8 protein-coding genes are annotated in these 12,523 nt (G+C 49.6%); 3 read left to right on the top strand and 5 right to left on the bottom strand.

Going from position 1 to position 12,523, the window contains the following annotated elements; translation table 11 throughout:
* Positions 1–27: 27 nt before the first annotated feature.
* Positions 28–846: a hypothetical protein gene (locus F1593_RS15710; RefSeq protein WP_149402513.1), complete on the bottom strand. Its 819-nt coding sequence runs from the start codon at positions 844–846 to the stop codon at positions 28–30.
* A 560-nt stretch (positions 847–1,406) separates the two neighbouring features.
* Here F1593_RS15710 and F1593_RS15705 point away from each other — a divergent pair.
* Positions 1,407–3,788, top strand: coding sequence for a phosphoketolase family protein (locus tag F1593_RS15705; protein ID WP_149402512.1), 2,382 nt, complete (start codon positions 1,407–1,409; stop codon positions 3,786–3,788).
* A 102-nt stretch (positions 3,789–3,890) separates the two neighbouring features.
* Here F1593_RS15705 and F1593_RS15700 read toward each other — a convergent pair whose 3' ends face one another.
* From F1593_RS15700 to F1593_RS15690, 3 genes are all read right to left on the bottom strand, one after another.
* A complete protein-coding gene (locus tag F1593_RS15700; RefSeq protein ID WP_149402511.1) occupies positions 3,891–4,151 on the bottom strand; it encodes a hypothetical protein in 261 nt (86 codons plus the stop codon).
* Positions 4,152–5,055: 904 nt separating this feature from the next.
* The gene (locus tag F1593_RS15695) at positions 5,056–5,364 is read right to left on the bottom strand and encodes a hypothetical protein (RefSeq protein ID WP_149402510.1); all 309 of its coding nucleotides are present in this window, start codon (positions 5,362–5,364) and stop codon (positions 5,056–5,058) included.
* 313 nt (positions 5,365–5,677) lie between these two features.
* Entirely contained in the window at positions 5,678–6,715 is a 1,038-nt protein-coding gene (locus F1593_RS15690) for a peptidoglycan recognition protein family protein (RefSeq protein WP_149402509.1), read from the bottom strand.
* A gap of 602 nt (positions 6,716–7,317) precedes the next feature.
* Here F1593_RS15690 and F1593_RS15685 point away from each other — a divergent pair.
* Both F1593_RS15685 and F1593_RS15680 read left to right on the top strand, forming a co-directional pair.
* Positions 7,318–7,950, top strand: a complete 633-nt coding sequence (locus F1593_RS15685) for a TetR/AcrR family transcriptional regulator (RefSeq protein ID WP_149402508.1) — start codon at positions 7,318–7,320, stop codon at positions 7,948–7,950.
* Between the two features lie 128 nt (positions 7,951–8,078).
* Entirely contained in the window at positions 8,079–11,354 is a 3,276-nt protein-coding gene (locus tag F1593_RS15680; protein ID WP_149402507.1) for an efflux RND transporter permease subunit, read from the top strand.
* A gap of 65 nt (positions 11,355–11,419) precedes the next feature.
* On the opposite strand, the gene F1593_RS15675 is transcribed toward F1593_RS15680, so the two are convergent.
* On the bottom strand, positions 11,420–12,523 hold the full coding sequence (locus tag F1593_RS15675) for a DUF4097 family beta strand repeat-containing protein (protein WP_149402506.1): 1,104 nt from the start codon (positions 12,521–12,523) through the stop codon (positions 11,420–11,422).

The raw sequence follows: 12,523 nt of genomic DNA, 5'->3' as shown, positions 1-12,523 counted from the left end.
TTTGCTGATGAATAGTGATAGCAAAATTTAAAGCTGACTTTGTAGTATATCCTGAAGTACCAGACGCAATGAAGGTGAAAACGCGATGTGCTCTTCTATCTCAGCGAGTAATGACTGGATCTTGCTGCGTGTATCGTGATCTACTTGCTGGTTCTCCTCCTCTATTGTTAGGAGCGTACCAAGTAATACTCCTAGCTGTGTAAAGTCCGAACAGAGTTTTGAGGTGGCATTGGCAGATATGGCACCGATGTGGCAAGCCAGGCTTAGAAATGTCTCATATGAGGAGTGGATACTATTATCAAATAGAGGATCAGCTTGATTAGATACTTGATAAAAATAAGTGGTGGCAGCGCTGGTGCCGTTCTGTATGAGTTGCAGGAGGGATAATAGGGCGGCCGCTTGTGGTACATGGGGGGTGACTAAGAGAAGAGTTTGTTGTGATAGTGCCAATAACGCAGTTACTACATTAAAAAGTAAAAATGGCCCTCTTTCTATTAAGAATAGAGTCGATCTCTTTTCCTCAATTGTTTGTAAGAGATCAAACGCGGCCACAAAAAATTCGACTGCCAGTGCTACATTCACCAGATACTCGGGAGCTAAATCAGGATTTATTGACTCAGCGATGGTCAATGGGAGCCACGACCAGATATTGACCGGAGCGCTCCATCCTTTTTCTATGTGTGTAGTTGGGCGAGGGCATAATAATGTGCCGGGCTCTTCAAAAACACGGAACACATCACTACCAAGATCTGGATAAAGAGTTTGTACGATTGAGTTAAACTGCTCTCGAATTTGTTGTTGTTGTATAGTTGAAAGATTTTCTTTAGCTGCTACATATTTATCCACTTATATTTCCTTTCTCTTCGTTTGCTTATGCCAGCTCTAAGAGTGTGTCGGACTTCCCTGCTCTCCACGGTCTCTGTGCATGAGTTTTCGCACCTGCGATGCTCAAACATCTTTTTATTGTGTAGTGCAGGAAAGGTGCACAGCACCTTTCCTGCACCACACACTAAAAAGATGTTTGAGCACCGCAGGTGCGAAAACTCATGCACAGAAACCGTGGAGGCCACGGGAAGCTGACACGGCTCTCCGTCCTTGTGGGTGAAAGCGGGGTGCAGGGGCGGCAGCCCATGACGGAGCGCGAGGTGTCCTCGCAAACTCCCCCTCCTCTCAATCCCCCGAAAGGATAGAAAGCCTCTGACACTCTCTGAAGAAAGTATATTGTGCTATTTTCTCTGGAAAAACCTTTTTTTCGCAATTTAAGCCTTTGTGAGATATTTGTGACGGGTCTGTGATGCGCTGTGACACTAATGTGATGACACAAGAGTATCTTACATGTAGGTCCAATCAAGCGAAAAAGGATAAAGCAAATTAATCAAAGAAATTTCGATAGGAGGATAACTATTATGGCTAACCAGGTGGAAGCTGTCAAACAATATCTCGAACCTGAGATACTTGAGCGCATGAATAAATACTGGCAGGCAGCCAATTACCTCACCATTGGACAGATCTATCTAAAGGAAAATCCGCTTTTGCGCGAGGAACTCCGCCCTGATCATATTAAGCCCAGATTACTGGGACACTGGGGCACCTCGCCAGGGCTTAATTTTATATATGTGCATGCAAACAGATTAATTAGAGAACACGATGCCAATGCAATTTATCTGGCAGGCCCGGGACATGGTGGGCCAGCTCTACTGGCTAATGTGTACCTCGAAGGCACGTATAGCGAGATTTATCCTCAGATTACTGAGGATGCACAAGGGATGCGGAAGCTGTTCCGCCAGTTTTCGTCTCCAGGCGGTGTTCCCAGCCATGTAAGCGTGCCAACGCCGGGCTCAATCCATGAAGGCGGTGAACTGGGTTATGTACTCTCTCATGCCTTTGGCGCGGTCTTTGATAATCCTGACTTGCTGGCTATCGCAGTAGTAGGAGATGGCGAAGCCGAAACTGGTCCTCTGGAGGGTGCCTGGAAGGGCATAAAATTCCTGAATCCCGCTCGCGATGGGGCCGTTTTGCCCATCCTGCATCTCAATGGATATAAGATTTCAGGACCGACGGTCCTGGGTCGGGAAGATATTGAAGATGTAAAGGATCTGCTCACAGCCCATGGCTATGAAGTTTTTATCGTCGAGGGCGATGATCCTAACGCAGTCCATCAGATCATGGCTGAGACACTGGATACCTGTTACACAAAAATTCGCGCTTATCAGCAAGATGCACGTCAAAATGGTTTCAGCAACCGCCCCAAATGGCCTGCAATCATCATGCGTACCCCCAAGGGTTGGACCGGACCCAAAGTTGTGGATGACAAACAGATTGAAGGCACCTTCCGCGCCCATCAGGTCCCGGTCTCTGATGTCCAGAAAAATCCCGAGCATCTGAAGATTCTGGAGAACTGGCTGCGTAGCTATCACCCCGAAGAGTTATTCGACGCGAATGGACGCTTAGTACCTGAACTGGCTGAGCTGGCTCCCAAAGGGGAGCGACGCATGGGTGCTAATCCACATGCCAACGGTGGAAAAATGCTTGTAGAACTCGCTTTGCCTGAAATAAAGGACTACGCGCTCACCGTGCAGCAGCCAGCCACAACCTTCGCGGAATCTACGCGCCAGCTTGGCAAATACATGCGGGACATCTTTACGCGGAACGCAGAGCAAAAGAACTTCCGCCTCTTCTGTCCCGATGAAACCAACTCAAACCGCCTGGGGGATGTCTTTGAAGTGGAAAATCGCTGCTCGGTTGGAAAGATTGTCAGCGACGACGATCATATCTCTCCCGATGGGCGTGTCATGGAAGTATTGAGCGAGCACCTCTGTCAGGGCTGGCTTGAGGGCTATCTACTGACTGGCCGCCATGGACTATTCGCGACCTACGAAGCCTTCGCCATGGTTTCTGACTCGATGACAGTACAGCACACCAAATGGTTGCAGGAAGGGATCAAACTTCCCTGGCGTTCACCCATTTCATCCCTTAATATCCTGTTGACCTCAACCTGCTGGCGTAACGACCACAACGGCTTCAGTCATCAAGGTCCTGGCCTGATTGATACCGTCCTCTCCAAGAAAGGCTCGATCGCCCGTATCTATCTACCACCCGATGCCAACAGCCTGCTTGCGATTGCCCGGCATTGCTTTCAGAGCAAAAGCCATGTCAATCTGATAGTGATTGACAAGCAGCCACAATTGCAATATATGAGCCTGGATGAGGCCATCGAGCACTGTGAGCGTGGAATGTCAATCTGGCAGTGGGCCAGTAATGATGAGCAACTCGAACCAGATGTCGTACTGGCCTGCGCCGGGGATATTCCGACCCAGGAAACCATCGCGGCTACCTGGTGGCTGCGCCATCATATTCCAGAGCTCAAGGTCCGTGTCGTCAATGTCATCGATCTCATGGCGCTCTATCCACCCTTCTTCCATCCTCACGGTATCGATGAAACCGCGTTTGTGGAAAACTTCACCGAAGATAAACCAGTCGTCTTCGCCTTCCACGGCTACCAGCGTGCGATTCACGAGGTCATCCATGGTCGCACCAATGTCTCGCGCTTCCATGTGCGTGGCTTTATGGAAGAAGGCACAACCACGACCCCATTTGATATGGTCGTCAAAAACGGCATGAGCCGCTATCATCTCTGTATCGAGGCGTTGAAGCGTGCCCCACGCGTCAAGAATCTCGCACCGGCCTTAATTGCGGAATGCGAAGATATCCTGAACAAACACCACGACTATGTACGTGAGAATCTTCAGGATATGCCTGAAGTGCGCGACTGGAAGTGGAGCGACTAAGCACTCATCTCAACAAAAAAGGATTGTATCTGCATCGATACAATCCTTTTTTGTTGGAATCGTCAGAATAATACATCGTATATATGATAAATAGAATAATAGCTAAAGCGGAATGGAACAGCGTTGGGGATGGTCTTCGACGCTGACCACGATCATGCGGCGAATAGGCATCATGGTCACATCGACGTACTGCCAGGGGACCAGGCGCTTCCTTAATGTTTGCTCAATCTGCACCAGGGTGATACGCACACATAATGGGCAGAGGTTGGCCCCGCATGCCGGACAACAAGACACGCTACATTCAGGACAACTCAGGGCTGTTAGCCGTCGACAATATGTACAAGGACGTTTACTCGGTTTCATAGCTACAATCGCGCAGAACCCCCTGCCAGCTTGCATGGGGAGGAAGCGCGCTTCCTTTCTCTGTGCTATATATGAGTATGGGTCTCCATCCTTTAGAGTAGAAAGCAGGGTGCAGGGACGGTAGCCCATAGGTGCGAAGATAAGGCTTTTCAAGCGGGATTGCAAAGGGCGGCCAGCCCTTTGCCGGGGTTTGGGGTGTCCCCAAAATACCCCTTTTTCTTCTTTTCTTCGCCGCCGCACGCGGCGGCGAGAGGGAGGGAAGAGATCGGGCCCCAGATTAAGGGTGCAACCCTTAACAATCCCGCTTCTGTTCGCACCTATGGGGACGGCAGCCCCTGACGGAGCGCGATGGCAGGCATGCCGGGGGCATGACAGTCCTTCCACCTTCCCTCTTCCACCACCATCCGGAAGGATGGATAGCCATGAGCATGTACACCTATCTGCTATATCTAGTATAGCAGCGCAGATGAACAACACTGGATAATAAAGATGAGCAAGCGTCTGCCTTACGGCCCAGGGAGGTACAATGAGGCATGCATTCAGGAATAAGATGCAAACGGAGTTCCGAAAGATATCCACAAACCCTTCTCCTCAACAACAACGAAACCGCACACAGTGTGAAAAATCTTAGCGCCGGGATCAGATAGGCCAGTTCTCGCCTCTGCATATGCCAGTAACCAGAAATGTGCCAGACTGTACACAACTGGCGACATCTAGCGAGAAAAGCTGCATAGGCGCAACCAGACAGAAAAATACATAAATATAGTAAGGCTATATTCACGCATCGATAAAGCGGATACATGTATTTTATACCATGAAGATAGTATAAGGGATGCGAATAGCAAACTCAAGCTTTTATCCAAATATCCCAGTACACAAGTGATACCCCAATAATTCCCGCCAGTTAGCGACTCCGGTTGGCTGTATGGTGCTCAGGATGGGATTGTGCACGCTCAGGCTGGCGACTCGTTTGATAATGGCGCTGCGCGGGGGCTTCGTTTGGACGACGCATGCGCGCATTCTCATGCTCATGATGATAGTCGTTGCGCGATTTTGGGCGCGCATCATTGCGCGAATAATTATAATTCGTGCGCTTCTTGCGGGATTGGCTTTTAAGGGGGCCAGCACCTGACATACTATAAATGATATTAATCACGACAATAACAAGTAGTAAAGCTACAAACCCAATCAGAATAATACCGATGTTATCCATGACAACTGCTCCCCTGTATCGAGATGGATGAGCAGTCCACGATGATCTGCTCTCCTTTTTTATGTATTCGTTATGTTAGACGACAAATTACCACCTGCATCAAATATGCCGTATGCCTGCCTATTTTTCTCAGCACTCATACAGCAATGCGACTAAAAATGCATAATTATAGTTTCTCATGTTCCTATCTTATTTGCAACAGTGGCTATATACTGCCCATCCCACCTACCAGGGAATGACAGGAGAGAGGACAGGGAGAGAGCATGCATTATTCCCGTCCTCTTCTGTTCCTTATAAATGTGGAAAAGCTGGATTATCCTACGTTGGCATCATGTGTACCGCTAGCATCCTGTCCGTTCGCGTGGGGTTGCGCCGTTACCTGTGCAGGGAACTTTGTGCCTGCCGTGACAGGGATTGGAATGGAAGTGGAATCGGTGGCGGTCACGGCTGAAGTTTGCACTGATTTTGGCGCAGGAAACATGCCAATACCTTTATCAACATGCATACAATAGACATCCCCAGCGCCAGGAGGAGAGTCGAGCACATGTTTGGGATCATACGCCAGCGCTCCACGCTCAAACCGCTGATAAACCACACCGGGATGACCGCTGACCGCAATTTCATTCGTCAATGGCAAGCCAAGATAGGTAATACCACATAGGCCGCCATTGCCAAAACGTCGATAAAACGACAAAATCGCGCCACCAATATAATGACCATTCGGGCTACAGAGCCAACGCCCATTGGAAGCCGCGACAAAAAAGCCTTCCACGCCTGGTGTGTTGAGATCAATATTCACAGTCTGTGCTCCTTGCGCATCCAGATACGCCCACAAAGCGTTCCAGGGATAAGGCCCCGGGCAATTACTACGATTTACAGGATCTATTGAAAAATGTCCTGTAATGCCTCCTGATGCATTGGCATTATGCAAGGGAATTTGCCAGCGCTGGCAAATGTCATAGATTAATTTAAAACTGGCTGCCTGCTGCTGAGGGGTTAAGGCATCTGAATTATCGAGGGAGGGTTTGCAGTGTTCAATAGAAATGGTCAGGTTGTTGGGATTAATCGAGGGGTCCCAAAAAGCTGCATGGCCGGTTGACAAGACTCCATTAGCCCATGCACCGTCTGACTCCGAAATGCATTGAACTACTGTACCGTCTTGCCCGATTACATAATGACTGCTGACTGGATTATCACTTCCCTGGGTTGAGGCAAAGTAGGTGGCAATATTCTGTGCACTGACTCCACCGGCCGTCCCATGTAAAATTACATAGCGTGGTTGCAAGCCGGTACGCCCCAGAAAGGCATTGCCGTTCGGCATCCATATTGCACCAGGTTCATTCGCTGCCATCTCATTCCTCCTCCATCATGCACTGTATATCATAAACGTAACGCGCCTCTTTATCCTTCCGGGTGATGGGGGAAGGAAATAATGGCGAGGACTGTCATGCCCCTGGCATGCATGCCAGCGCGCTCCGTCTGGGGCTGTCGCCCTGTACCCCGCTTTCACCCTAAAGGACAGAGACCCCGTAACGCCCCAACAATTGGAGTGTTACGCCTATATTCAATGATAGTATAACACAAAACATACTGTAATAGTAACTCCATTTTGAATAAGAATATATTCTACAAAATTTCTTGTGCAGGATAAAACTCATTGCTATGACAACACCTCCAGGATAGAAAAAACACTTTATGTTCCTCTCATAGACGTTGGATCAGGTGTCCTGCCCTGCGCATGAGCATTGAAATGCTCTGGAAAAATGTCTAAGCATATTGACAAAGAGGATGAGGCACGCGTATAGTAATAAATGGCTTACTTAACGTTCATTAAGTTGTGATTGTGCCATTCGGTCAGATGAATGCAGCAAGCCGCGCCGATGCGCGTTTGCTGAAAAGTGTAAAGTCAGCAAGCAGAGAAACGAGTGTAATTTGAAACTAGAAAGTGCCAGGATGGAAAAGCGACAGGTACAGCGAGATCCAGAAACACAACGTCGCATTCTGGACGTCGCGGAACGGCTCTTTCTCGCCCGGGGCTTTAAAGGGGTATCCATGAAGGATATCGCCGAGGAAGTTAAAGTTACGGCGGCCGCACTCTATTATTACTTTCCCAAAGGAAAGCAAGAGTTGTTTCTGAATGTCATTGAACATTCGATGATGAACTGGACCGATCAAATCTTTCATGGGGCCACAGCTATCCCCAAATTACGCCAGAAACTTATCTACATAGCAGAAGCTTTTTCGTCCTTTCAAATTAGTAATGCATTTACGTTGTTGAGGGATTATGAGGAGTACGGCGGCGAAAAACCAAAAGATAGAAAACCTTTTCAAAAAGCTCTGCGCCAACAACTCTATCTGACTGAGATCTTTCAGCAGGCTATTGATACGGGTGAAATCTCCTTGGATTTGCAGGCTTCAAACTATGCAGAAATCTTTTTTGGCATGGTTATGGGAATTCAGGTAGGACGACATATTCGCAAAGGTCAGCAGCAGCAAGAAGCTGCTCCAATGTCGACTACGGCGACAGCCACGATGATTGTCCATTGCCTGCTCGATGGTATCAGCACAAGAAGTAATGATACATAAATATGGCACATATTGCACATAGATAACCTGGTTAGCTCAACAATAACGTCTTCTGGGAAGACAACTTACTAAACGTTTATTAAGTAAATAAAAATAAAAACAGAGATCCAAAAGGAGCCCGAAGCACTATGTCCTTCTTATCAAGGATCAGCCTGGCAAATAAGAGCATTGTTGCCCTGGCAACAATCGCTATCTTAATCTTTGGTGGTATTATTATACCGTCTCTTAAGGAAGAGCTGTTTCCCTCGATATCGTTTCCAACGGTATCAGTGGTTTCAGTCTATGCAGGTGCATCTCCATCAATTGTAGAAAGTGCGGTCACTGATCCACTCGAACAGAACTTTCAGGGCATTGATGGTGTTCAGACGATCACTTCTTATTCAAATGAAAGCACCTCAATTATCGAGGTCTCTTTTAACTATGGAACCGATATTGACAAAGCGACTCAGACATTAAATCAACGCATTTCACAATCTCAATCCACCCTCCCAACCAATGTGACTCCTTCGGTACAAGCGTTCAGCATCTCTTCATTGCCAATCATCCAACTGGCAGTGACCTCCGATGCAGACGCACAGACGCTGGCGACACAGTTAAAACAGGATATCGTGCCAAGCCTTGAGAAGATTAATGGCGTGGGTACGGTAAATGTGACGGGTGTACACAATGAAGTTGTGAACATTACGTTGGACCCCGACAAGCTCAAGGCGGCCGGCATCAGTGCGACAGCAGTTTCAGGCGCGTTGCAGGCCAACAATATGACCTTGCCCGCCGGTGATGTGACTGCCAATGGCAAGACTGTGCCGATTAAGGTTGGCAATACCTTCACCTCGTTAGATGATCTTAAAAACCTCATCGTAGGATCAAAATCAAACATCTCAACAAGCAGCGCAGGCATGACAGGAGCAGCTGGCGCGGGTGCCGGTGCGGCTGGCGCAAGTGGCTTTCCTGGCGCGGGTGCCGGCGCGGCTGGCGCGGGTGCTGGCGCGGGTGCTGGCGCGGGTGCTGGCGCGGCCGGTGCGGGTGCTGGTGCTGCAGTTACACCAGTTCGCTTGAAAGATGTGGCTACGGTGGCAGAGGTAGTGGCTCCGTCAACTTCGCTGACACGGACCAATGGCAAGCCTAGCCTGGGTCTCTCCATTGTCAAGACATCCAGTGGCAATACCGTTACTATCTCACATGCAGTTCGTGATCAAGTTAAGGATCTACAAACAAAATTAGGGCATAATGCCAACGTCTCGATCATTTCAGATCAGGCTCCTTCGATCACACAATCCATCAATGATCTGGTACGTGAAGGTTTGATTGGCGCGGTCTTCGCGATCATCGTCATCCTGCTCTTCCTGCTGTCGATTCGCTCGACGCTGGTGACAGCTATCTCACTACCACTCTCAATCGTTATCGCCTTGATTGGTATCTATCTCGGCAACTATACCCTGAATATCCTGACCCTGGGTGGTCTGACTATCGCGATTGGACGTGTGGTCGACGACTCGATTGTAGTATTGGAAAATATCTATCGACACTTGCAGCAAGGTGAGCCAAAGGATAAAGCCATTCCAGCCGCAGTGCGTGAGGTTGCGGGCGCGGTTACAGCATCCACCCTCACGACGGTGGCAGTTTTCCTGCCTATCGCCTTTACCAGCGGTATTGTCGGTGAAATGTTCAACTCCTTCTCAGTAGCAGTTACCATCTCGCTCCTGGCCTCGCTCTTCGTGGCTCTGACGATTATTCCGGTGCTGGCATACTGGTTCCTGAAATCGCCGAAGCCCGGCCATGAAGTCAAAGAAGAGAAAGAGACATTCCTGGAGCGTGGCTATACTCGCCTGGTGGGCTGGGTTACTGGGCGCAACTGGCAACGTGCAACCACCCTGGTTGTGGCACTGGCGGTACTGATTGTGACCTTCGGACTTACCAGCCGCCTGCAAACCAATCTCTTTGGATCATCCTCATCCAACACCTATTCAATCAGTATTACGCTGCCTCCGGCCACCAGTTTGAGCACCACGGATGATGCAGCCAAAAAGGTTGAAAATGTCCTGACTGGCATCTCTGGTATCCAGACACGACAGACAGTAGTCGGCTCTGGTGGCGGCTTCTCCAGCTTTACAGGCGGAGGCGGCACGAACTCAGCCACCATCGCTCTGACGACCAAAGATGGGGTCAATCAGACCAATTTTGAGAAGACGGTCCGTGATCAACTGGCGAATGTCAAAGATGCTGGTACGATCATGTTCTCCAGCGGTTCGGCGGGCTTCAGCTCTTCCAATCTGGAAGTTGATGTGAAGGCAAATGATGCGAATACCTTGAGTAGCGCCGCTGATCAGGTCAAAAATGAAGTTGGGAAGATCTCTGGCTTACGTGATGTCGCCAGTAATCTGGCTACCGCCGCTCCACAGATCGAGGTGAACGTCGATCCTCAAAAGGCTGCGAAATATGGCATGACAGCCTCGCAGGTAGCGCTCAACCTGCGCTCAATCTATAGTGGTACATCCAATGTCACGTCGGTGACAATCAACAATAGCCAGTTGAATGTTAACCTCTACTATGGTACCCCTGTCACAACGATTGCTAAAATCAAAAATCTAACCATTCCAACGACCCTGGGAAGTGCGAAAGTAAGCGATCTGGCAAATGTGACAGATACTCCTGGACCAACCCAGGTGACCCATATCAACGGTACCCGTACCGCCTCGATTACAGCCACAATTACGGATACCAATGTGGGTGCGGTCAGCACAAAAGTACAGAGCCAGCTCTCGAAGTTGAAATTGCCAGATGGTGCCAGCTACTCACTGGGCGGTGTCACCTCACAGCAATCGGATACCTTTAGCAGCCTGTTCCTGGCCCTGGCCGTGGCAATTGTGCTGGTCTACTGTATCATGGTCGCAACCTTCCGCAGCCTGCTGCAGCCGATCATCCTGCTGATCTCCATCCCATTCGCGGCTACCGGCTCGTTCGTCCTCCTGCTGATCACCCGTATCCCCCTCGGCGCGGCAGCCTTGATTGGCTTCCTGATGCTGGTGGGTATCGTAGTGACCAATGCCATCGTCTTGCTTGACCTGGTACGACAATATCGCACTCAGGGCATGGATGCACGTACAGCCGTGATCGCTGGTGGACGCCATCGTCTGCGCCCTATCCTGATGACTGCAATTGCGACAATCCTGGCTCTGATGCCAATGGCATTGGGCATCGGTGGCTCAAGTGGTGGCTTCATTTCGCAACCGCTGGCAATTGTTGTGATCGGTGGTTTGACCTCCTCCACCGTTCTGACTCTGCTGCTGGTACCCACGCTGTATGTGATTGTGGAGGGTATTCGCCGCCGCTCAGGCACGCTGCCAACCCAATCCAGTACACCAACTGAGACCGAGGCGACCGAAGTCTCCGTTCCCGCTCTCTAAGAGCTATCATCAGTCCAGACAAGGATGACGGCAGGCAGGATGAAATATCTTGCCTGCCGTCATTCTCATATCTGATCCCGGCTCATGTGAAGGTTAATTGAGCCGATGTCAGATTGTAACTCTAGATTGGCGCGCGGCGCGTTGCCAGCCATGATGGTCCCAAATTGATTGTCAAAGGAGCCAATGCCAGTTTTGGCGCGCACTTCAAAGGCGGTTGTAAAGGGCATGGTGACTTTGACGCTCCCTATGTACGTGTGATAGCTGTAATGTCCCTGTGGATCGAGGATGACTGATACGTCGATGGAGCCTATTTCTGTTACACAGCTTGTTTGTTGTTGAGCATGAACGGCGCGCATAAGAATCGAGCCAATCCCGACTTTAAGCTGATGCTGACCATCCACACCTTCCACGATGACTTTGCCGATATCCTGCTGTACAGCAAGGTTACATTGCTGCGGGACCTGTATATCCAGTTCAAACTGGACTGGTGTGAGTTGCGCAAGATTGCTCGTCAACAGTTGCTCCTGCTTGATCGTAAGCTGATCGCCTTGCTGCAAGTAAGAAAGCGTGACATTTTCTAACTGGGAGAAACGCCCACTGGCCTTCTTACGCGCCTTGACTACGATATGATTTGTCTCGCCACGATGAACAGTAACAGATCCAACCGCATTATGGATATTCAGGGTTGCCATTCCCTGAACTGGAAAAGTGCGAGGAGCCTCTTCAAGCATCGGTTTGCTGCCAGTAAAGGTCCAGATAGCCAGCGCAGCCAGTGCGGTTATCACGATAAACACAAAAACATCACTCATACCTGAGAATACCAGGGTACAGATGATGCCAATGACAATGCCTGCCAACAGATAGAACCACTTTTCGCGTGGACCATTCACGGTTGGACGGATTTTCTCACTTTGTGGATGGCTGAATACTGGATTGTCCCGATAGCCGGTCTCATACTGCGACTCGTAGGGCGGCGGCGCTGCTGCCACGGTAGCTTCTCGGGAAGCCGGAGGAATGGGTATCTGATTGGGGAACTGTTGAAAATTCTGTTCGGATACATCGGCAGGTAACTTACGCGTGATGCGGGATTGCCGCGGCTTATATGCCTCTGCGGGCAGCGGATCCGCTGCCTGCTTTTGAGGCTGTAAGATGGATTCCTGTCCATTCAT

The sequence above is a fragment of the Dictyobacter arantiisoli genome (genome assembly GCF_008326305.1).
Classification (GTDB): domain Bacteria; phylum Chloroflexota; class Ktedonobacteria; order Ktedonobacterales; family Ktedonobacteraceae; genus Dictyobacter; species Dictyobacter arantiisoli.
The sequence above is the reverse complement of the archived record's forward strand: the minus strand, read 5'-3'. Positions and strand labels throughout refer to the sequence as shown.

Excerpts from the sequence above, each read along its gene's own strand:
- F1593_RS15690 (WP_149402509.1), bottom strand. The coding sequence starts at position 6,715 with ATGGCAGCGAATGAACCTGGTGCAATATGGATGCCGAACGGCAATGCC.
- F1593_RS15700 (WP_149402511.1), bottom strand. The coding sequence starts at position 4,151 with ATGAAACCGAGTAAACGTCCTTGTACATATTGTCGACGGCTAACAGCC.
- F1593_RS15680 (WP_149402507.1), top strand. The coding sequence starts at position 8,079 with ATGTCCTTCTTATCAAGGATCAGCCTGGCAAATAAGAGCATTGTTGCC.
- F1593_RS15675 (WP_149402506.1), bottom strand. The coding sequence starts at position 12,523 with ATGAATGGACAGGAATCCATCTTACAGCCTCAAAAGCAGGCAGCGGAT.
- F1593_RS15705 (WP_149402512.1), top strand. The coding sequence starts at position 1,407 with ATGGCTAACCAGGTGGAAGCTGTCAAACAATATCTCGAACCTGAGATA.
- F1593_RS15695 (WP_149402510.1), bottom strand. The coding sequence starts at position 5,364 with ATGGATAACATCGGTATTATTCTGATTGGGTTTGTAGCTTTACTACTT.
- F1593_RS15685 (WP_149402508.1), top strand. The coding sequence starts at position 7,318 with ATGGAAAAGCGACAGGTACAGCGAGATCCAGAAACACAACGTCGCATT.